This is a genomic window from Bacillus litorisediminis (genome assembly GCF_022808645.1).
In the GTDB taxonomy this organism is placed as follows: Bacteria; Bacillota; Bacilli; order Bacillales; family JC228; genus Bacillus_BF; species Bacillus_BF litorisediminis.
Window position 1 is genome coordinate 1 of record NZ_JAKZKT010000031.1, and the last position, 22,125, is coordinate 22,125.

The 22,125-nt window shown below is 42.4% G+C and carries 20 protein-coding genes; 4 read left to right on the forward strand and 16 right to left on the reverse strand.

The annotated features are described in order from the left end of the window. Nucleotides 1-122: 122 nt before the first annotated feature. Complete coding sequence (locus MLE14_RS15230) at nucleotides 123-560, reverse strand: competence protein ComK (RefSeq protein WP_243299276.1); 438 nt, start codon at nucleotides 558-560, stop codon at nucleotides 123-125. 334 nt (nucleotides 561-894) lie between these two features. On the opposite strand from MLE14_RS15230, the gene MLE14_RS15235 reads away from it, so the two are divergent. Next, nucleotides 895-1,395, forward strand: a complete 501-nt coding sequence (locus MLE14_RS15235) for a sigma-70 family RNA polymerase sigma factor (protein WP_243299277.1) — start codon at nucleotides 895-897, stop codon at nucleotides 1,393-1,395. Nucleotides 1,396-1,550: 155 nt separating this feature from the next. Here MLE14_RS15235 and MLE14_RS15240 read toward each other — a convergent pair whose 3' ends face one another. The 4 genes from MLE14_RS15240 to MLE14_RS15255 all read right to left on the reverse strand — a co-directional run bounded on the left by MLE14_RS15240 (nucleotide 1,551) and on the right by MLE14_RS15255 (nucleotide 5,188). Then, nucleotides 1,551-2,465: a VOC family protein gene (locus MLE14_RS15240; RefSeq protein ID WP_243299317.1), complete on the reverse strand. Its 915-nt coding sequence runs from the start codon at nucleotides 2,463-2,465 to the stop codon at nucleotides 1,551-1,553. A 207-nt stretch (nucleotides 2,466-2,672) separates the two neighbouring features. Further along, the gene (locus MLE14_RS15245; protein ID WP_243299278.1) at nucleotides 2,673-4,187 is read right to left on the reverse strand and encodes a bifunctional metallophosphatase/5'-nucleotidase; all 1,515 of its coding nucleotides are present in this window, start codon (nucleotides 4,185-4,187) and stop codon (nucleotides 2,673-2,675) included. A gap of 159 nt (nucleotides 4,188-4,346) precedes the next feature. Then, the gene (locus tag MLE14_RS15250; RefSeq protein ID WP_243299279.1) at nucleotides 4,347-4,919 is read right to left on the reverse strand and encodes a hypothetical protein; all 573 of its coding nucleotides are present in this window, start codon (nucleotides 4,917-4,919) and stop codon (nucleotides 4,347-4,349) included. A 32-nt stretch (nucleotides 4,920-4,951) separates the two neighbouring features. Beyond that, complete coding sequence (locus MLE14_RS15255) at nucleotides 4,952-5,188, reverse strand: helix-turn-helix transcriptional regulator (protein ID WP_243299280.1); 237 nt, start codon at nucleotides 5,186-5,188, stop codon at nucleotides 4,952-4,954. Nucleotides 5,189-5,357: 169 nt separating this feature from the next. On the opposite strand from MLE14_RS15255, the gene MLE14_RS15260 reads away from it, so the two are divergent. Then, nucleotides 5,358-5,699 carry a helix-turn-helix domain-containing protein gene (locus MLE14_RS15260; protein ID WP_243299281.1) on the forward strand — a complete coding sequence of 114 codons (342 nt, stop codon included), beginning with the start codon at nucleotides 5,358-5,360 and terminating at the stop codon, nucleotides 5,697-5,699. A gap of 683 nt (nucleotides 5,700-6,382) precedes the next feature. Here the strand turns inward: MLE14_RS15260 and MLE14_RS15265 are convergent. Then, on the reverse strand, nucleotides 6,383-7,021 hold the full coding sequence (locus tag MLE14_RS15265) for a histidine phosphatase family protein (RefSeq protein ID WP_243299282.1): 639 nt from the start codon (nucleotides 7,019-7,021) through the stop codon (nucleotides 6,383-6,385). A gap of 215 nt (nucleotides 7,022-7,236) precedes the next feature. On the opposite strand from MLE14_RS15265, the gene MLE14_RS15270 reads away from it, so the two are divergent. Further along, complete coding sequence (locus MLE14_RS15270) at nucleotides 7,237-8,136, forward strand: DMT family transporter (protein ID WP_243299283.1); 900 nt, start codon at nucleotides 7,237-7,239, stop codon at nucleotides 8,134-8,136. Between the two features lie 214 nt (nucleotides 8,137-8,350). Here MLE14_RS15270 and MLE14_RS15275 read toward each other — a convergent pair whose 3' ends face one another. The 7 genes from MLE14_RS15275 to MLE14_RS15305 all read right to left on the reverse strand — a co-directional run bounded on the left by MLE14_RS15275 (nucleotide 8,351) and on the right by MLE14_RS15305 (nucleotide 17,208). Next, entirely contained in the window at nucleotides 8,351-9,808 is a 1,458-nt protein-coding gene (locus tag MLE14_RS15275; RefSeq protein WP_243299284.1) for an S-layer homology domain-containing protein, read from the reverse strand. Between the two features lie 153 nt (nucleotides 9,809-9,961). Further along, nucleotides 9,962-10,927, reverse strand: coding sequence for a transketolase family protein (locus MLE14_RS15280; RefSeq protein WP_243299285.1), 966 nt, complete (start codon nucleotides 10,925-10,927; stop codon nucleotides 9,962-9,964). Further along, the gene (locus MLE14_RS15285) at nucleotides 10,927-11,775 is read right to left on the reverse strand and encodes a transketolase (RefSeq protein WP_243299286.1); all 849 of its coding nucleotides are present in this window, start codon (nucleotides 11,773-11,775) and stop codon (nucleotides 10,927-10,929) included. The genes MLE14_RS15280 and MLE14_RS15285 overlap by 1 nt, the downstream gene beginning before the upstream one ends. Before the next feature lie 33 nt (nucleotides 11,776-11,808). After that, entirely contained in the window at nucleotides 11,809-13,179 is a 1,371-nt protein-coding gene (locus MLE14_RS15290; RefSeq protein ID WP_243299287.1) for a PTS ascorbate transporter subunit IIC, read from the reverse strand. 20 nt (nucleotides 13,180-13,199) lie between these two features. Beyond that, nucleotides 13,200-13,481 (reverse strand): PTS sugar transporter subunit IIB, encoded by a 282-nt coding sequence (locus tag MLE14_RS15295; RefSeq protein ID WP_243299288.1) that lies wholly within the window; start codon nucleotides 13,479-13,481, stop codon nucleotides 13,200-13,202. A 30-nt stretch (nucleotides 13,482-13,511) separates the two neighbouring features. Then, nucleotides 13,512-15,572, reverse strand: a complete 2,061-nt coding sequence (locus MLE14_RS15300) for a BglG family transcription antiterminator (protein ID WP_243299289.1) — start codon at nucleotides 15,570-15,572, stop codon at nucleotides 13,512-13,514. Between the two features lie 184 nt (nucleotides 15,573-15,756). After that, entirely contained in the window at nucleotides 15,757-17,208 is a 1,452-nt protein-coding gene (locus tag MLE14_RS15305) for an APC family permease (protein WP_243299290.1), read from the reverse strand. 475 nt (nucleotides 17,209-17,683) lie between these two features. Between MLE14_RS15305 and MLE14_RS15310 the strand changes: the two genes are divergently transcribed. After that, nucleotides 17,684-18,019: a DUF3870 domain-containing protein gene (locus MLE14_RS15310; RefSeq protein WP_243299291.1), complete on the forward strand. Its 336-nt coding sequence runs from the start codon at nucleotides 17,684-17,686 to the stop codon at nucleotides 18,017-18,019. A gap of 88 nt (nucleotides 18,020-18,107) precedes the next feature. Here the strand turns inward: MLE14_RS15310 and MLE14_RS15315 are convergent, their stop codons facing one another. The 3 genes from MLE14_RS15315 to MLE14_RS15325 all read right to left on the reverse strand — a co-directional run bounded on the left by MLE14_RS15315 (nucleotide 18,108) and on the right by MLE14_RS15325 (nucleotide 22,090). Continuing rightward, complete coding sequence (locus MLE14_RS15315) at nucleotides 18,108-19,430, reverse strand: aminotransferase family protein (RefSeq protein ID WP_243299318.1); 1,323 nt, start codon at nucleotides 19,428-19,430, stop codon at nucleotides 18,108-18,110. A gap of 146 nt (nucleotides 19,431-19,576) precedes the next feature. Next, on the reverse strand, nucleotides 19,577-20,794 hold the full coding sequence (locus tag MLE14_RS15320; RefSeq protein ID WP_243299292.1) for an acyl-CoA dehydrogenase family protein: 1,218 nt from the start codon (nucleotides 20,792-20,794) through the stop codon (nucleotides 19,577-19,579). A 108-nt stretch (nucleotides 20,795-20,902) separates the two neighbouring features. After that, on the reverse strand, nucleotides 20,903-22,090 hold the full coding sequence (locus MLE14_RS15325; RefSeq protein WP_243299293.1) for a CaiB/BaiF CoA transferase family protein: 1,188 nt from the start codon (nucleotides 22,088-22,090) through the stop codon (nucleotides 20,903-20,905). Nucleotides 22,091-22,125 lie beyond the last annotated feature (35 nt).

The window sequence follows — 22,125 nt, forward strand, 5'->3', positions numbered from 1 at the left end:
TTCGATATCTGTATTTACTTTGATTTGCATATGCACAATATTCACCCCAAGAATATTATGCAGCGCAATGAGCAAACTGTACATTCTTAAACAGTCATTTATGTACACTCTTAAATTAGCATTTATATTCTGGTATTAGCTGTCCGTTCCCATTGCTTATGCAAGGAGTAAATGGAGTTATTGACCAATAGTCTATCACCGTTTTTAAAAGACACGTAGGTTTTGTTTTCTTCTTTAAAGAATTCTTGAATGTGATGGTGAAACAACCAGATGCAATTGTAGTCTTGAGGTGATATGGTGGGCAACGCATAAATAGAATCTTGAGGGCAAATCATGAGAGGTGTTTTGTTAAAGTAATGAAGAGCTTTCCGGACTGCCTTTATTCGTCCGTCATAACTGGAAGCTCTCACAAGGCATGCATCATCTAGTATTTTTAACTTCGAATGTGGATAACTCACTTGATTGCCTGATTGATCAAAAATAATCGTCTGATTCTTTCCGTCATAGGCTGGTACTAGAGCCATCGTACTTAGCGTGATAAAATTTTTAGCTTTTTCCAAACAACACACTTCCCCTTCACCAAATTTGTAATTGATTTCCCCTAATGGGTATTCTTTACTATTACCTATCACTACTATAGCTCATTAACCAAAAAATTCCAATATATTTTTTCCGATTTTTTCTAAATTTTTAAGAAACTAGGAAACTATCAAGATGATTGATTTTTCAACTTTCTCTTGGAGAAAATCACATTTTTCTTAGGAAAAATTAAAATTCCGGGAGCATATCCCTTTAAAATTTAACTTTCCTACTTTTGTCCCATCCCCTTCCCCCTAGTATGGTAAAGCTACCTGGGAATTCAAAGAAAGGTGCACTTTTCGAAAGGAATGCAAGTTGGAGGAATTTGAACAGCTTAAAACACAATTTGAACCGATGATTTATAAAATCATCAAGTCACTGAACATCTATAAAAATCAGTCCGAATTCTACCAAACCGGTCTGATCGCACTATGGGAAGCTCGGGAAAGGTTTGATTCAGAAAAAGGCCATTTTGTTTCTTTTGCTTATACGTATATAAGGGGGAGGATGTTAACGGAAATGAGGAGATCCAATCGAGTCGAGCAGCGGAATGTCTATCCGAAGGAAGAATTCTGGGAGATGATTCAAGATGATGATGCCGATCCGATGCTGCATGCAAACCACTTTCTTCTATCTATGATTGAAGGGTGTCATTTAACAAGGCAGCAAAAGAAATGGGTGATGTACACCTGTATTCACATGTTATCCGTGCAAGAAATAGCAGAAATTGAAGGAGTCAACGTTTCCGCGGTGAAACAGTGGCGCAAAGGAGCGAAGGAAAAGCTTAAAGGTCGATTATTAGAAATAAAAGATTAATGAAACAGGGGGCGGTTCTTGCATGAAACGCAAGAACCGTCCCCCTGTTTCAAATAGCCGGTTCTCACCACGCTTTAGGGTGCAACCGGCAATTGTTTCTAAACGAATCGAGGATTTTTGCTTGCAACGATCGAGCTACACTGGAAAAAGAGGTGCTATCCTTGGAATGCTTTTTGCAATTCCGCAATGTTAAACTTTTTCATCTTCAAGAACGCCTGCGTGACACGATCGAGTTGTTCTTGCGTACCCTTGGTCATCATCTCGTCAAGGACGCTGGGGGAGATCTGCCAAGAGACGCCGTATTTGTCTTTCAGCCATCCGCACTGCTCGGCCTCGGGTACAGCGGAAAGTTTTCCCCAGTAATAGTCAATTTCTTCTTGCGTCTCGCAACAGACCATTAGGGAAATTGCCTCGTTGAAATTGAACGGGTGTTCCAGCGCGCTGTCCATTGACGCAAACCAGGTGTTCTCCAGCATAAAGTCGGTGAACATAACCGTCCCCTCTTTGTTCGGCTCTTGGCCGGCGCCGTACCGGAAGAGAGATCCGGGCTTGGCATTTCGGAAGACCGAAAGATAGTATTCGCGTGCCTCTTCCGCTTTTCCGCAGTTTTTGCCTACGAACATCAGGGAGGGGACAATCGTAGGCCGCGGCTCTCCATCCGGATTCGTCAGAATGAGCTGCCATGAGACACCGTACTTGTCCTGGATCCAGCCATACCGTTCGCTGAACGGGTACTTGTCAAGCGGCATAAGCGCGGTTCCTCCATCGGACAACTTATGCCAGACCTCGTCTAACTGTTCTCTCGCGTGCTTCTCCCGGGACGGATCGAAATTAACGATAAACGAGATGGAAGGATTGAACGTAAAGAGCGGCCCTGCAGAAATGGCCATAAACGGGTGTCCCCAGATGTTGAACGAAACGAGATCGCAATCACCTGAGGGCGTATTGTGCAAGGTCGTCTTGCTCGTGATCGTAGAATCCGGGAATACAGAGCAATAGAACTCCGCGGCTTCTTTTGCCTCCTTTTCGAACCATAAGTGTGGGGTGATCAGTTGGGTTAGCGGCTTCATAAACATTTCTGAAGAAACTTTCTCGGAACTGCTTTTGGCATCACTCACGATATTTTCCTCCTTATATTAATAGGTCGTACATTTATTTAGATTCTAACACAAGGATTGATTTTACGTTTCTTACCGATTGCGGTCTTGATTGAAATAATGAAACAGGGGGACGGTTCTTGCGTTCATGAAACGCAAGAACCGTCCCCCTGTCTTCAACTAATGATTAAGGACAGTAATCCTTCCTTCTGCTTCCACCCGGATAACCTCAAGAGACTTTGCATATTCAATTAATACCTCTGCGTCCGTACGGGCACTTTCTTCACCGACGATTGTTTCACTTCCACTAAAGTTATATCCGTCTCCCCCGTTATAGATATAATTCGGCAGAGCGACCAGATATTCTTTATTGGGATCAAGAGGTTCTTGATTTATAAAGATCTCTTCCACCCGTTCTCCAACAGGGTTGGATGGACGATAGGAATAGCTCATTCCAGATACCTGTAAAAATCCGCCGCCCAGTGTTTCCACTTTAGAGACGCCATTTTCCAAAGCCGCGCGGATGGTTTTCCCACTTACTTTTGCCAGCACAATTTTATTGCGGAAAGGGAGGATTGTATAAGCATCCCGAAGTGTAAAGTCTCCGGCTTCGATACTTGAACGGATCCCCCCGCCATTCATCAATCCTATATCCGCATTAAAATAGGCGCGATAACTGGCAGCTACAAAATTGCCGATATTGGTTTCCTGGTATCTGGATTCATGATTTTCACCATGCAATAGCGGGGTTTCTAATTTCGCAATCGTTTTTCCTAATTCCTCTTCCAATTTGTTCTGGTAATAGTCAGCCAATTCCTTCATCTCCGGATCTTCCGGGACTGTATGGTCTACTTCTATAACCGTTGGCTGAAGTTCAATTTCTTTTTTATGCTTGATAATATCGAGACGAATAACGGAACCAATATTTCCTTCAGGAGCAAGGATAAAACGATCGCCATGGGGATAGATAAAGGATTGATTTTCTGCTTTTTCTTCAGTAAAGACAGCGTCAATTTCCGGAATCTCATCCAAGAGCATTCTGTCCTTCTCGAGCGATTCCTGGGTTAAGGCGATAATGGCGTCAACCTTTTTTGTTTCATTTATCTGTTTCACTGCTCTTTTAGCAGATTCGATCAAATCCTGCTGAATCACACTTCCATCCTGTGTCGTAGTATACATATCATCGGTAAGTCCAATGAATCCAATTTTGATCCCCTTTATATTGTAGATTTTGTAGGTAGGAACATTTGCGAAAGAATTTCCTGCAGCATCCGTTAAATTGGAGGATATCCACTGAAAATCAGATTGATCCACTAAGTCTTTTGTCACTTCGGATCCAAAATCGAAATCATGCTGCCCAAAATTGGCAAGATCGAGATTCATCCGGTTAAAAGCCTCAACCATTGGGTATCCCCGAAAAACTCCGCCGAAGAGCGTACCTCCGCCAAGATCCCCGCCGAAAGTCACGATCGTCTTTGGATTTTCTAATCTTACTCTGTCAATCACCGTTTTTAGCCTTGCCACCCCGCCGCGGTCACCATAGGAATTCACGACAGGGCTGATTTCATGAGCATCATTAAAATAAAGAACCGTTGCTTTTTTAGGATTTTCATGGGCCCATGCACTATTTGAGCCAAAAATAAAAATATGTAATACAAAAGTAAAGCTTAACAGAACAGCAGCTATTCGTTTCATTGTATCCTCCTTCTATTATTCATTGGGAACCCCTTTATTCATATAAGTGTACAGGCAAAATGTTAATAGAGTATTGGGAAACTTTTAAAAATCGGTGAAACAGGGGGACGGTTCTAGCGTTTCATGAAACGCTAGAACCGTCCCCCTGTTTCATATCGATTAACTCCTCCAAATTTGGCTCGATCGCTCTTCCTCAAACAACAGCTGCGAATAATGGGTATCGAGCGAATAATTTCGTTCGCCAGTCTCCGCATCGATTGCCTTGTAAAGCAGTTTACTGCCATTCTCGCAGCTATAAATAAAATGCGGTTTATAGAGTTTCAAAAAATCGACTGGCCTGAATGATGGCAACCGTTTTTGTTTAAAAATGAGCCAGTCAGTCAAAAAATCATTGGCCAGCAATACCGCTTTTACTAAAGAAAATGAACATTGTACCAGCTTGCTTTTCTCCACCTCGACCTGATTTACAGCCGGAAGTCCTTTTCCAATGCTGGCACTGCCGGTAAAGCCATCCACCACGATAAACATCGATTCGACATGGTTGGAAAATGAAAGGTGATAGTGAATAACCCAATACGGATAATAAATACATTCTGCCTGCAGAACATTCGCTTTAGAAGAATTTCGTCGGAAAGCGCTGAAAAGCTTATTGAATAAACCGGAACAATTTTGACGAGCAATCTCCGAAGCTTCCGCAGCAGAGATCGTTGTATTCGTGCAAGAAACTATCATTTCTCTCCCCCCTTATTTATACCGGCTCTTGCCTATACATACACGGAATGTTCTTTTTTCTTCGATTTGTATATTTTTTCGCTAAAAAATTTTTGAATAGGTTCGTCCAATACTGCTGCTATTTCTTGTAATAATTCTACATGTATTTTACGCCTTCCTAATTCGTACCCATTGTAGGTTTGCACTGGTATTTTCAGCCGATCTGCCACCTGTTTTTGAGTGAATCCCTTTGACAAACGGATCAAACGAACCGTTTCATTTACTTTCATTTCCCACACCCCCCTTATATACGAATTGAAGAATATCCATAAGTTCATAATAAATATACGATTCGTATATGTCAATGCAGAAATATACTTTTCGTTTATTATTTTTTATTCATATTGAAGAATATAGTACAATTTGAAGAAGTAAAGACTTTTGGGAGGACAATGGATTATGGCAACTTTAGGAGACAGAATTCGCGGATTAAGGGAAAGAGCCAATCTGACTCAGAAAACCTTAGCGGAAAAATTAAATATTCCTCACCAAAATTTATCTAATTATGAAAGAGGATTTAGGCAGCCAGACTATGGAACATTAATAAAGATCGCAGATTACTTTAAAGTATCAACTGATTTTCTTTTAAAAGGAGAAGACTTCAATAAACTAGCTGAGCCGAAACCGGAATATGCAAATAAAAATCTTGATAATCATGAATGTAAAATGTCGAAAGAAAAAGCGCTGGAAGCATTGGAATGGCTTTTGCAGCATGAAAAGAGGAAATTACGGGATAAATAACATTTTTAACATATTTTTAAAAATAAACTCTTTTCGTAAACTTTGTTCCTCTCAGTACCAATTTGTGTCCAACATAGTTGAATTTAGACAAGTTTGGTGAATTTAAGGAAAACTATGTCAGAATCAGAGCTGTATTCGGACAGCTTTGCCGAATTCCTAGCCTATCGTGTCAGAATCAGAGCTGTATTCGGACAACTTTACCGAATTCCTAGCCTATCGTGTCAGAATCAGAGCTGTATTCGGACAGCTTTGCCGAATTTCTAGCCCATCGTGTCAGAATCAGAGCTGTATTCGGACAGCTTTGCCGAATCCCTAGCCTATCGTGTCAGAATCAGAGCTGTATTCGGACAGCTTTGCCCAATTCCTAGCCTATCGTGTCAGAATCAGAGCTGTATTCGGACAACTTTACCGAATTCCTAGCCTATCGTGTCAGAATCAGAGCTGTATTCGGACAGCTTTGCCGAATTTCTAGCCCATCGTGTCAGAATCAGAGCTGTATTCGGACAGCTTTGCCGAATCCCTAGCCTATCGTGTCAGAATCAGAGCTGTATTCGGACAACTTTACCGAATTCCTAGCCTATCGTGTCAGAATCAGAGGTCTTTTGTAAAAACTTGAATACGAAAAACAACAATGTTTGTGAAAATAGCCTAAAATTATAGTAATGCTCAAAGGCAAACCGCCCCTATGTTTTACCTGCCCTCCATTCCAGCTCTTCCACAAACTCTTCGAAAGATACTTTGGCGATCACTTCATAGCCCCTGCCCCGTCCAAGAGGTTTTATAACAACAGTTCCCATGTTTGGGATTTCACCTAAACCAACCCCTTTTGGAAAACTGTGACCGATAATGATCCTATTACTGCCCCTAGGCGGTATCGTTTCTATAATGGATCGAAGAGAAGTTAAGATCCATTCCTGTTCCGACTCACTCAAATTGGCGCTCAAGTTATAAATAGTAATCCAAAAAGGGTCGACTTGCACATTTTCTTTTCCGAAAGCCCATGCAGCGGTTTCTCTATTTCTGCAAAAAGGACTGGCATAAACCGGGAACTGAACAGGAATTCGCAAGCGGCGAATTGCCTCACCATACATTACTGCTTGTCTTCTGCCTGTCTCGGAAAGATTTCGTTGGGTCGAACAATCATGAAAGTTGAGATCTGGCTGATCTTCGCCTACGGTTGCTTCTCCGTGCCTGGCATATAAAATATAGCCGCCTTTTTGAAGTAAATTCACCAAGTGAAACAGAAGAACCGTCCCCCTGTTCCACTGCCATGCTAATTGTTCAGGGTTCCAGGTCCCACTCATATTAGTTCCGTAAAACAATTTAATCTCTCCTTGCAGTTGAATAGTTTCAAAGCCTGCTAGACAAATTTAGTGTATGCCACCCGTAAGAAAACGGTAATTTGTTATGTAAAAGTCTAATTATTTACTCATCATCCCTCTCCTCTCATAACAAAATGAAACAGAAGAACCGTCCCCCCGTTCCACTCCCCGTGGTATACTTATTAGGTTAGTTGCCTGTGAAATGGGGAGTAGAGATGAGATTATATGCGGCTTTGATAACGTTGAGTTTGATTTGGGGTATGTCGTTTTATTTTATTAAGGTTTTGGTTGAGGGGCTGGGACCTTGGGGGATTGTGTTTGTTCGATGTACGCTGGGCGTCGTAACGTTGGCCGTCATCATTTTGATACAAAGGAAGAAGGGACTTCCTCTAAAGTCTTTACTGATCGTTGGGTGTATGAATGCGTTAATTCCATGGGGATTGATTGGAATCAGTGAAACAAGAATTTCAAGTGCTTTAGCCTCGATGGTAAATGCAACGACTCCTATTTTTACAAGTATTATAGGTGTCCTTCTATTCAGTGTTGTGTTAAATATTCGACAATGGACAGGGATCTTCATAGGATTTGCCGGCATTTTACTTTTGACTGATTTAAATATCGCGCAGTTGTTTCAAGAGGACTTAATTGGGATGGGAACGATGATATTAGCCACTGTTTGTTATGGGTTCAGCTCCCAATATAGCAAGAGATATTTGCAAGATGTGAGTGTCATGATGGTCGCTTTGATGACTTTACTGACAGGTGCAATAGGAAGCCTCGTTGTGATGGCTATAACAGACTCCTTTTTCCCGTTACACGAGATGATTGCCTGGAATTCGGTATTTGCCATGGTAGGTCTCGGTGTTTTTGGGTCAGGTTTAGCCTACCTGCTTTTCTATTATTTGATCAAAGAAGGAAGTGCAGAGTTTGCTACCTTTGTGACGTATCTTGTTCCGATTACAGCCATGTTCTGGGGCTGGTTCTTGCTTGATGAACAAATTCCTCCACTTGCCATTGGCGGGTTAGCCCTGATTTTAGCCGGCGTTTTTCTTTCTACTAGAAAAACTGTTAAAAAACTGCCAGCTGGGGATCATGCAGTATCGAGTGCAAAATAAAACCAATATAAAAAGAAGTAACCTTCTCCCACACTTCAATCGGCGGATTGGTTACTTCTTTTTTTGTTTGGCCCGGCCTGCGCTATCTCAACGATCATTTCGATATCGACTCGGGTTTTGAATAAGAGTTGGTTTGCCTCCAGGGCTGAACGGGAGTGTTCCCCTTTTGTCTGAATTCAATAGTGAAACAAAAGAACCGTCCCTCTGTTTCATACTATTGAACTATATACTGTGACGCAATATAGCCTTTCATCTTTTGGCCATTCTTAGTCACCTCAACAGGATACCAAATAAATTCGTTATTAGATGCAGGTTCATAGTCGTATACGGGTGCACTGATAATGGTCATTACATCACTGGAGTTTGTTAAAGTTAGTGTCCCCTTTGTACTAGGGATCGAGCGAAGTCCAGAGCCCTCGTATCTTACTGCATCTCCTACTTTGAACAACTGTTTTGTTGATTTTAATAGGTTTGTATCCATTTGGTAGGACTTTTTAAGGAAAACGATTGGCTCACCAGAATTCCCGTCATACTGAAAATCATCAGAGGTCATTGGGATAGAGTGGATATTAGTATTTAACTGGCCAAAATCCCTTAACACTTTATACACTTTTTCCTGATAAGCATTCAGATTTCTTTCCCCTGTTTCCTGATAAAATGGACTATTGGCAGGAACGGTTCCATTGTAAGCCATTACCGCAAAGTACCAGCTCTCTAGCTTAGTCGGATCATGATCATTGATTCTTGGTAAATCAGTACGTTTAAAATTATTAACCAAGAACTCAATACCGACTTGGATATTGTAGTAAAGGTCATATTTCAATCGTTCTACATCATACCCAGCCGTATTGGTAATTTGCATAAGTCCGATTCCGCCATCATCACTAATAATTGGCTCTCCATTCGAATTAAAATGCTTCCAGCCATTCTCAACAAATGCAACTGCCTTTACAATCTCAGGTGGAATTGGAAACTCTGACTCCTGAGCTGCTTTTGTAAGCAAGCAATTCATGGTCTGGAAGTCTGGATTCACACGGGATAATGGATCGTAACCGCATTTGTTTACAGCTAATCTAAACTGGTCACTCTCTGCTCTTGCTAAAAAAGCGGAGAATTGCTCCCTCGTTATATGCTGACCCGGTCTAAAGGTTCCATCCTCATAGCCAGTAGTTACACCGAAGGCAATAATTTTTCTAATAGAAGAGAAGGAACTCATATTTACAGACACATCACTAAATGGTACAACTTCTTCCTCTGAAAGTGAATATGCTCTTGCGATAAAAATCGCCATCTCCCCGCGTGTTACATAGCTATCAGGTCGAAATTCCCCGTTTGGGTATCCAGAAATAATGTTGTTTTCATATGCCTGTTGAATATATCCGGATGCCTTGCTACTCTTGGGAACATCTGGGAAGCTAGTTTCTCTTTGCTCACCGTCATACCCAAGTGCTCTTCCAATCATAATCGCAGCGGCTGCTCGAGTCACCTTGTCTGCTGGACGAAATTCCCCGCTTGGAAATCCTGAAATAATCTCATTGTTTGCTAGATACATAATCTCATCATAAAAGCGACTGTCTTTGCTTACATCTGGAAACGTACTCGCAAAAACATTCACAGTGCTTACGATAAGAATTACTGTACTGATGGCTAAAATTCGACAAATATTCTTCATTTTTTACTCCTCCTTCCCTCTATTAGTCTACTAGAAATTTTTTGAAATTTGAAGAAAGTTTATTTTCCATAATAGGAATTGAAACAGGGGTGAAACAGGGGGACGGTTCTTGCGTTTCATGAAACGCAAGAACCGTCCCCCTGTTTCACTGTTTTACTTCAGTCTCACCAGCTCTGATGCTGCTTCTGCTATATCGTTGGAAGTCAGCTTATAAAACTTCTTTAAATATTCGGTTTTACCGACCTGGCCGAATTGTTCTTTGACACCAATTCGTTTCATGAATACAGGACAGTTTTCGCTTAATACCTCTGCAACCGCACTGCCGAGCCCGCCGATGACGTTATGGTTTTCTGCGGTTACCACCGCTTTCGTGCTTTTTGCATACTTGATAATAAGCTCTTTATCTATCGGTTTTATCGAGTACATATCAATAACGGTTGCTTCCAGACCTTTTTCCAGCAGCCGATCTGCAGCCAGCAGCGATTCAGCCACCATGATGCCGGATGCGATGATGGTAACATCCTTGCCCTCCCGAAGAACTTTCCCTTTGCCCGTTTCAAAGGTCTCTCGTTCATCGTAGATCTTTACGGCTTTCTTACGGATCGTCCGGATATAATGAATGCCATATTCGTTGGCTGCTTTTTTCAATAAATAGCCTAACATGGCAGAATCGCTTGCTTCAAAAATTGTTGCATTCGGAATCAGACGGACCAAACCGATATCCTCAAATGCCATGTGTGTTCCGCCATTATGTTCCGCAGTTACGCCAGAATCGGAGCCCAATATTTTTATATTGAGACGTGCATACGCTCCAGATACAAATAACTGATCAAAAGCTCGCCTTGTGGCAAATTGTGCAAAAGTATGGATGAAAGGAATCTTTCCAGTGAGTGAAAGTCCCGCTGCTACCCCAGTCATGTTGGCTTCCATAATTCCGCAATTGATAAGCTGATCGGGAATCTTCTTCGCAATTTTGTTCGTGCTTATAGCGCTCATCAAGTCTGCTTCGAGCGCAATGATATTGGGATTGCTTTGGGCTAATTCCAAAATAACATTTGCATACATTTGCCTCATCTCGAGCTCGTCTAATTCATATTGTTGTGATGCGGATTGTAACACTACTCTCCCACCCTCCTTACTTGCCTTTCCAGACGGTCGATTGCTTCCATGATCGCTTCTTCATCTTTGGCGTCAGGCCGGAGATGATGATTATCGGCCTTTTCCTCCAAATAGGGAACACCCTGCCCTTTGATTGTATCGAGGATGATCGCAACTGGTTTATCCGCCTGCTCCTTCCCGAGTTTAATAGCCTGTAAAATTTCTTGTATTGAGCTTCCATCCACTTTTAACGTAAAAAACCCGAACGCCTCGAACTTCTGAACAAAATCAAGCGGATCTATAATCTCCTTGGTTGGCCCATCTAGCTGTTTTTTATTATCATCCACGAATACCACTAACCGATTTAGTTTATGATGGGCCGCGAACTGGAAAGCCTCCCAGCATTGGCCTTCATTTAGCTCGCCATCCCCCACTATGGTGTAAGTATAGTTATCCATGCCGGAAAGCTTGTGGGATAGTGCAACCCCTACTGCTGCGGATATACCCTGGCCGAGAGAGCCTGTTGTCATATCCACTCCAGGAGTCAAATTCCTGTCCGGGTGGGATGGCAGCCTCGTTCCGTTTTGATTTAATGTGTAAAGCATTTCTTCAGGGAAAAAACCCTTTAGGCACAGTGCAGCATAGTAGGCTGGACCACCGTGGCCTTTGGAAAGGATAAAATAATCTCTTCCTTCCCACCTTGGATTTTGCGGATCGATGCGGAGAACCTCACCGTAAAGCACGGCGAGAACCTCCACAATCGACAGACTTCCCCCATAGTGGCCAAATCCCAAATGATGCAGCTCCTTTAACGTTAGCAAGCGAATTTTGTCACGGAATGTTTCCAGATGCTCCAGTGCTGTAATCATAGTAAACCTCCTATGGAAAAACGTATAACAGACCTATGCCTGAATTTCCTTATTTTGATCCTTCGGCTTTTGCTTAAATCCAAAAGCTACAGAAATGAGGGCTGCACCAATCACAAGAATCGTTACACCTATACTTCCAAAATAATTGGCAGCATTGCCCAGAAGAATACCTGCCGCCCCAAAGTCACTGTCAGAGAAGGTTGTATTCGCAAAGCCTAAATCACCGAGGACAGGCATTAAGAACACAGGCAGGAATGTGATTAGAAGCCCGTTGGCAAAGGATCCAATTGTGGCCCCGCGAATTCCCCCTGTCGCATTTCCGAACACGCCGGCAGTCGCTCCTGTGAAAAAGTGAGGCACAACGCCCGGCAAGATAATCACCGCTCCAGCAATACCCAAAATCGCCATTCCAACAATCCCGCCAAGAAAGCTGCAGAAAAATCCGATTAATACAGCATTGGGAGCATAAGGGAATACAACTGGACAGTCCAGTGCCGGCTTTGAATTTGGCACCAATTTATTAGAAATTCCTTTAAATGCAGGTACAATTTCTGCCAAAACGAGACGGACACCTGAAAGGATCACGAATACGCCCGCAGCAAATGTAACCGCTTGAATAACAGAGAATACAAGATAATGAGTTCCATTGCTTAATTCTGTTTCCACATAGGACGGACCGGCAAAAAGAGCAATGACCACGTATAGAACAGCCATTGTTAAGGCAATGGTCACTGAGCTATCCCGTAAAAATCCGAGCCCTTTTGGAAACTTGATTTCTTCTGTGGACTTTGAACCCTTACCAACCACTTTGCCGACAACCCCAGAAAGAGCATACCCAAGAGTGGAAAAATGACCAAAGCCCACACTGTCGTTGCCGACAATTTTCCTCATAAAAGGCTGGGCTATAGCAGGGAAAATAGCCATGATCAAACCAAGGGCAATAGAACCCACTACGACCAAGGAAACCCCTTTAAGACCAGAAACAACTAGAATAATAGCCAGCATACAGGCCATGTATAAAGTGTGGTGGCCTGTCAGAAAAATATACTTGAATGGCGTAAACCTGGCGACCAGAATGTTAGCAAGCATCCCAAAAAACATAATAAGTGCTGTTGCCGAGCCATATTCGGTCAATGCCATCGCCACAATGGCTTCATTATTAGGGACAACCCCATTTACATTGAAAGCTTCCTGAAACATCTTTCCAAACGGCTCAAGGGAGCCTACCAGAATCCCGGCACCCGCAGCAATGACAAGAAATCCGAGGAATGATTTGGTAGTTCCTTTTACAATCTCGCTCGCCGGCTTTTTCTGCATCACAAGGCCAATAAAAGAAATTAAAGCAATAAGCACAGCAGGCTGGCTCAAAATATCCATCATTAACTTAAGAAATCTCTCTCCCATCACGTACCCCTCCTATTTATTTACAGCATTCCTTTAGATCGTAAAAACTCCGAAAGCTTTTCCTTGATTCCATCCCTGTCAATGATGCTGTCGATCACCACCACCTCCCCCAAATGGGTCATTCCATCAGCGATGTCTTTTGTGGCGATGAAGCAGTCTGCCATGTCCGGTGTCGCAGAGCTTAAGTCTGAATGGCTGACTTCCACCCCGTTCACTCCAAGTTCATTCAAAATCTCCTGGACATTCATCTCCAGCATAAAACTGCTACCAAGTCCTGAACCGCATACCGCTAGAATTTTCATCATGATTCCTCCCTCTTCGTGTTTTTAATGCTAAATGGCCTTTGAATATTTGTGCACGAGTTCAAGAACCTCATCTGTATGATTAAGGTGCCTTAGCTTTTCGACTTCTTCTTTATTGCTTAAAAGCCTGGTTAATTGTGAAAGTGCTTTTAAATGGCTTTTATTGTCGATTGCAGCGATGCAAAATAACAGGGAAACAGGGTATTTCTCATCATTGCAGAAATAGACGGGCTTAGTTAACTTCAGAAAACTCATTCCCACTTCATTTACTCCCATTTCAGGACGGGCATGAGGAATGGCAATTTCCGGACCTATAATGACGTAAGGCCCCAATGTTTTGACATTGTCGATTATGGCGTCGATATACGAAGCTTCTATGGCCCCTTTCAAAAGCAATGGATTTGCCGCTGCTCTGATAGCTTCCTCCCAATCCGGCAATTCATCTATAAACTGAATCGTTTCTTTTGTAATTAAATCAGTCAGCACAGGGGAATTCCTCCTATAACTCTTTGCATTTTTGTAAATGGATAATTGGTTGAGAGCCTCTTTCAAGCCCTCCCTGTCAAATATATTCGCGTATCGTTCCAATAGCTGAATGACCTCATTTGATGAGACACTCTGATGTTCAATTCCAAACAGAGCCTGATATACTTCATTGATCAGCCTGCTTTTCTCCATTGGTGTCATGATCGGTTTCACAAGGTAATAGTTCCTGTTGGTATTTAGCGGAACGGTTGAAAAGACGATATCGAAATCACTCAAGCTGCTATTATTAAATTCTTTTAACGATAGAGTTTTTTCTACTGAAATCTCAGAAAAAAGAGACTCGAGCTGATGCTTCACCATTAACGATGAACTGATCCCGCTGGGACAAACGATAACGGCCTTTTTCTTTTTCGGCAGCAATTGCTTTGGTTTCTCCAGAAGAGCCCCAAAATGAATCGTAATAAAACCAATTTCTTCATCGGGCACCGTAATATTCAACAGTGACTCTATCGGATGAAGCAGCTCCTTCACGATAAAATAAAGCTCCTTATGCTCTTTCTTGATTTGATCAAGCAATGGATTGCTGATGGGGATGCGGTATTTCATCCGGAAATAAGCTGGCTTAATGTGCTGGTATAAGGTTTCAATCACATGGTTCTTGTTTTGAAAAGTGACACATGCCTTAGACTCAAAATCAGTAACCAGCCTCTCACAAATGCTCCAAAGCAGGTCCTGGTCATCCTTTGCAATCGAAGTGTTTCCTAGTGACAGTCCATGGAGCAAGGCAATGAGATAACCAATTTCAGGTTCTGCCGCTGCGAGATCCATTCTGTGAAGAAGGTCTTCGGCAACCGATTTGAAAGGATCCTGCAACAAAACGTCCAATTCATTCGAATAAATCTGGACGATCTTTCTCTCCCGCCGCCTAATAGAATAGAATTGCAGAAAGTAAGCAAACTGATCAACCCGTTCCTCAACAAACTGTAAGGAGAACTCCCTCTCGAGCGATTGGAGATTCTCTGTAATTTGCTCCAGCTGCACCTGATGGCCGCCCATCGTTACGATAAATTTGAGGATCTTATCACCATAAGGCTTTTGAAGAAGGGCATTTACATGGTTCATTACCAGCACTCGCTTATCCCATTCTGTCCCTTTCAAGTGATAACCCCATTTTCTGTTATAAAGGACCCTTACAAGAGAAGGAGCGATCAAATTATTGAGCTTTCTGACATCTGAAATCACTGTATTCTTGCTGACCTTCAGAAGAGAAGTCAGATGGGCGGAGGAGATCGGCTCGGTTCGAATGAAAATATATAGATAGATGACGAGGAGCCTTTCCTGATCAGCGAGTATAAAATCTGCTTCAGAAGACAGCTGCAGCCCATTGAAATGATCAATTACTTTCAGAGGGACGTCGATTTCCTGGTTTCGGTGCACAGTAATAGCCGGCAACTGCATTTCCTTCAGCCGATAGTTGATTTTGTCTAAGTCATATTTAATTTGCCGTTTGGATAACTGCGTTTCGTCCATAAGCTGTGTCATGGTTGGTTTTTTCATTCTGACTAGATGGTTCAGTATGATTGAAGGACGTTCTTCCAAGACCATTTCATCACCCCTGCTTACAGTTATTTTATATGGAAACGCTTTCATTTTGCATAACAGTTTGAACCAAATGTTGTTTTGTGAATTGAACAAAATTGTGCTGAACGCTATGAAAATACAATTGTATCAGAGGGACGGTTCTTGCGTTTCATGAAACGCAAGAACCGTCCCTCTGTTTCCCCAATCATTATGCATCTTTATATTGTAAATCCTGGCCATCTCCGTTCTCGTATTGAACCACACGGGCCAGCTCTTCTTCCATATGCTTATTTGAAAATTCTTTACCATATTTTTTTACGGAAATTTTGTATAACACAACTCCAAGGATTACCCATACAAAAACGATCACCCACTCATACGGCCAAACAAGAGCTGATGGCATCCCAGGCATATAGAGAATCGTGATTCCAAATGCCATTACTACAGCAAACCACCCTAGAGTTGTGCCTCCCGGAAGACGGAACGGACGTTTCATCCGCGGATCTTTTTTACGCAAGATAATAAATGAAATGGCCACCATTAGCCAGGAAACGACTAATCCAAGCCCGCCAGAATCCACAAGCCAGACTAAAGCAGGGCGTCCCATTAATGGCGCCAGTGTTGAGAATACACCGATTAGCAAAATGGCTTTATAAGGAGTATTGTACTTCGGATGTAACTCTCCCAATGATTTTGGAAGCATTCCTGCCTTTGCTAATGCATAAATGGCCCGGCTGCCCCCAACATAAAAGCCGATCCAGCTTGTAATAATCCCGCCAATTCCCCCGAGTATAAGGATATTCGCCCACCATTTACTTCCTCCAAATGCCTTTGCCATGGCATCGGCTGTGACTAGGTTCGATTGGTTCATTTCTTGTGGCGTTAAAACTCGGGAGACACCAAAAATAATGGCCACATACCAAACAATCGCAAAAATGACCGATACAATCAAAAGTTGCCCAATCCTTTTTTGAGGTAAATTAATTTCCTCAGATGCCTGCGGGATCACATCGAAACCGACAAACATAAAAGGTGTCATAATGAGTACCGTTAGTATTCCAGCCATACCATTATCAAACAATGGTTTCATATTTTCGGCATTACCCGAGATCGTACTTCCCGTTATCAGCAAAATACCTGCAATTAGGATTAAAAGGGTAAAAATAATGTTGATGGCTGTAGTAAGCTTAATACCGCGGTAATTAATCCAGGTAACCAGGATAGAGCCAAGCATTCCAATACCTGCCCACGTTATCGTAACGTCCCAGCCTGCAATCGTGTATAAATAGCCTTTACTATAATTCGGGATTAAGTATTCAAACACCGTTGGAAGCGCAACGGCTTCAAACGCCACTACCGAAACATATCCAAGAATAATAGCCCACGTTGTTATAAAGGAAGCGCCTCTTCCCATTGCCTTATAGCTGTAAACATGCTCCCCGCCAGCAAGCGGCATGGCTGAAGCCAGTTCCGCATAGGCCAGCCCAACAAAAATAACCAGCAACCCGCCAATAACGAATGCCAGAATGGCTCCCAAAGAACCCGCACTGGTAATCCATAAACCTGTGGTCACAACCCAGCCCCAGCCAATCATGGCTCCGAAGGCTAGAGAAAGAACATCTTTATTCCCAAGAATTCTCATTAATTTCGGACCGTGCATGTACTCCCCTCCAGATTCGCATTCATTTTAAAAATTTAGAACTTCATGATTTGTGGCGACAACATAGTAGCCAGCTTGCGGATCTTATACCTATGTATCGGATCTCTGCCAACGAATTATGAAACTCTCCACCCATTTTCAGTTCTCTGCAAAACCAAGCTGCAGCCATTTATTGAAACTTCATACCTCCCATCAAAGCTTTTTTGGAATATAAAAAGCCAGCTAAAACCATGGGATGAGTGTATCCAACAAGGTAATAACTGGCTCTGTGACACGAGATGAACAATTCTATGGAATTGCCGTCGAGTCTTAACAGTTACAATATAATTATTTAAAAATTTAGAAATGTTTTGCTATAATTAAAATGATAATTTAACCTAGCCCTATTGTAAAGATAATTATCTAATTATTTTAATAAATCCAAATATTTTATCGACCTGCGCTTTTATTCTAAAAAACGATTAGGAGAGATAGGATGAATACAGTCTTTATCGCTGGTCATGCAAAATTGCCATCAGGAATGGCCGCAAAAAATGTTTTTGAAACGTTGACGATTACAGCAGAAGTTGATAAACATTATGGGGTGATTGTAGAAGCTTCTTGTACTTTAGCCACTGAACATGGCAGGGATTATATCGCCAGACTCTTAAAAGGACATAGTTTGCGTCATGGCATTGACAAGCCGCTGGAGGAATTAAAAAGCGGGTATCTAGGAAAAGCCAATAATGCCCTGACGGCAGCCTTGAAAGATCTATATAAGCAATATGAAGCTGTAAATAAGTCTGATCCTAACCTTCCACTTCTATCCTGACCGACCTTCTATGAAGGCATTTCTTATTTTTGTAAATTCCTAAACTTATAAACAAATATAAGGAGCTGAAAAGCAGCTCCTCTATGCCCTACAAACTTTCTTGTACAGCCAGCAGAGATTCTCTTAAAATCTCGATTAATTCCCGGATTTCCTGCTTATTGATAATCAAAGGCGGAGCAAATACAACGGTATCCATTCCCTCGAAGCCGACTGTCCGGACAATTAGCCCTCGTTTTGCTGCTTCAGCGCTTACTTTAGGTGCAACCAAGGTTGGGAAGCGGTTGTTTGTCACCGGATCCACAATCTCTACAGCACCTATTAAACCGAGAGCCCGTACTTCTCCTACTATATCCACTTCACGCTGAATTTCGAAAAAGCCTTCAAGCAGTTCTTTTCCCATTAATCTCGCATTTTCAACGAGGTTCTCTTTTTCGATGATTTCAATATTTTTCAACCCTACCGCACATGCTGTAGCATGGCCGCTATAAGTATAACCGTGGAGAAGGACACCTTCAGAAAGTTCCACAAGCTCGCGATGAATCGTTTCCGCGATAATCACAGCTCCCAATGGGACATAGCCGCTCGTAATCCCTTTCGCCACCAGCATTACATCAGGAACCACATCGTAATGTTCACAGGCAAACATTTTTCCAGTTCGGCCAAAACCGGTTATGACCTCATCGGCAATAAATAATATATGATGCTCATCACAGATTTTTCGAATCTCTTTAAAATATCCCTCTGGTGCAATATTCACTCCTCCTGCCCCTTGAACAGGCTCGGCAATAAAAGCGGCAATCGTCTCTGCCCCCTCTTTTTCAATACACTCTCGAAGCGCTTCTGCAGAAAATGCGTCGACATGGAGAAAGTCGGGAGCAAGCGAAGATGTCATTTGATGGAAGGGGGAAATTCCCGTGGCACTCGTTGCGCCAATATTTACCCCATGATAGGCTTTCTGTCTGGAAATAATTTTTGTTTTGTTGGTAAAGCCTTTTAATTTCCAATAATAGCGAACCAATTTGTATGCAGTATCATTAGCTTCTGAACCACCGGAAGTGAAAAATACCGCATGTAAGTTGCCCGGGGTTATCTCGGCGATCTTTGCGGCAAGCCGAATAGCTGGCTCATTACTCATGGATGAGAAGGAGTTGGTATAGGCCAGTTTTTCCATTTGATCACGGGCAGCTTCTGCTAATTCCTTTCGGCCATAGCCTACATTTACATTCCACAATGATGACATGCCTTCCAGCACTTTTTTTCCGGTGATATCGGTTAAATAGACACCCTTTCCTTCCGTAAAAATAAACGGCGCCCCCGATTCATGCTGCTGTTTTAATGATGATGTTGGGTGGATAAAATGTTTTTTGTCTAAGTCTATTAAATAATCTTTGAGCTCTACTTGTTGCACGATCAATCACCCCTCAGAGATTTTTTAAAAATAAGGCAGGAACGGATGTCATAATCCAATCGGCCCCTGCCATCGTATGCAGCGTCACCAAAAGCTATGCGAAAAAACGTTTAGACATGCTGAGGATCTGGTCAGTTTGTGTACTAGTATTACCCGTTTATTACCGGCTTCTTGTCACATTCAAATGGCCAGGCTGGCAGCATTTTGTTCAATGGCTTATCTTCCCGGTATCCAAGTACGTATTCCGCCTGCATGATGGTATGAATTTCTCTTGTTCCTTCGTAAATAACAGGTGCTTTTGAATTTCTTAAAAAGCGCTCAACAGGGTATTCGCTTGAATATCCGTAAGCCCCATGAATTTGCACAGCATCATCTGCGGCTTTATTTGCAAAATCACATGCCTGCCATTTGGCGAGCGATGTTTCCCGAGTATTACGCAGCCCTTTGTTTTTTAGCTCGCCGGCACGATAAACCAAGAGACGGCTCATTTGCAGCCCCGCTTCCATATTGGCAATCATTTGCTGAACAAGCTGGTGTTTCCCAATTTCTTTACCGAACGTTTTTCGTTCATGACAATATTTCACACTTTCTTCCAAGCAAGCCATAATCAAACCGACTGCTCCGGCAGCAACCGTAAAGCGGCCGTTATCAAGGGCAGACATAGCGATTTTGAATCCTTCCCCTTCTTTGCCAAGCAGATTTTCCCTTGGTACTCTTACCTGATCAAAGAATAATTCACCCGTATTGCCGGAGCGGATTCCAAGTTTTCCTTTAATGGCTTTCGATGAAAAGCCAGGCATTGTTCGTTCTACAATAAAGGCGGAAATTCCGTGATGTTTTTTTTCTTTGTCTGTATAGGCAAACACAATAAAATGATCGGCTACATCACATAAGGAAATCCATGTTTTGGAGCCATTTAAAATATAGGAATCACCGTCCAATACTGCCGTTGTAGAAAGGGATGCTACATCTGAGCCTGCTCCCGGTTCTGTTAAGCCGAAAGCGCCAATTTTTTCTCCTTTTGCCTGTGGCACGAGGTATTTCTGCTTTTGTTCCTCCGTCCCCCATTGCAATAGCGTTAAGCTGTTTAGCCCGATATGAACAGATACCGCCGTACGAAATGCCGTATCGCCTCTTTCCAGCTCTTCACAAACAATAGCCAGTGAATTGTAATCCATGCCACTGCCGCCATATTGTTCAGGGATGCAAACTCCCATGAGGTCCAACTCACTTAAGCGCTTCCAAATGATTGGATCAAAATATCCTTGTTCATCCCATTTCTTCATATGAGGGATAATTTCCTTATCCACAAAACTTCTGACCATTTTTCGCAACATCTGTTGTTCTTCTGTGAAATCAAAATTCACCGCAATAACACCTCCTGATTTATTGAAGATATGAGCTCGCTTTACAGATCCTCACCGAGTTGCCGCTTCCTTCGCTAAAAACAAACATTTCCTATTGTTCTTCTAAGTCTAAATAATTTGATTCTCTTTTAACCGGCTGATTTCCTTTAGCGAAAACCCTGCCTGCAGTAGAATTTCGCTTGTATGTTCACCTGCAATCGGAGGATGGCGGTCTACCTTTGGCTTCGTTCTTGATAGTTTAAGAGGGGAACCAACGAGTTTAACCTTCCCCGCTTCCGGGTGATCTACCTCAACTACCATCTCACGAGCCAATACCTGGGGATGGTCAAAAACTTGATCAATCGTATGGATTGGACCGCATGGGATGTTTTTTTGTGAAAAAAGTTCAATCCACTCATTGACCGTTTTTAATTGAAGTTGTTTTTCTAAAATTTTCGTAAGTTCTCGCTTATTATGCACTCTTGCCTCATTTGTGAGAAATCTTTCATCCAGCACGATTTCGTTTATTCCGAGTACCTCACATAATGAGGCAAATTGCTGGTTATTCCCGACTGCGATAATCAATTCACCATCTCGAGCTTTAAATTTCGAGTATGGGACGATATTCGGGTGATCATTGCCGAACCTTCTTGGCACATCTCCTGATATAAGGTAATTACTCGCAACATTAACAAGCGAACTGACCGCTGCATCCATTAGTGACATATCTATTTTTTGACCTTCCCCGGATTTTTCCCTTTCATACAATGCTGCTTCTATCGCAATCGCAGCATATAAACCTGTTAAAATATCAACCATAGCCACACCGATTTTCATCGGACCGCTTTCTTCACTCCCGGTAATACTCATTAGTCCGCTCATTCCTTGGATAATATAATCATAACCGGGTAAAAACTTGAGCGGACCTGTTTCCCCGAATCCAGTGATAGAACAATACACAAGCTTAGGGTTTATTTTTTTCAAAGAGTTATAGTCTAAGAGCCATTTTTCCATCGTTCCCATTTTAAAATTGTGAATGAGAACATCTGCTTCTTTAGCCAGTGTTCGAATGATGTCTTTCCCCTCTTCAGTTTTCAAATTCACGGTTATGCTGCGCTTGTTGCGATTGGTACATAAATAATAAGCACTTACACCTTTTTGAAACGGCGGCCCCCAGCTTCTCGTTTCATCGCTGCCGCCGGGAGCTTCTACTTTCATGACGTCCGCCCCAAGGTCAGCCAAAATCATCGTACAATGAGGACCCGCCAGCACCCTTGTTAAATCTAATACCTTGACACCTTCTAGTGCCCCTTTCAAGCCATTCTCACCCCCTGCCGAAAAAAAACTTTTAG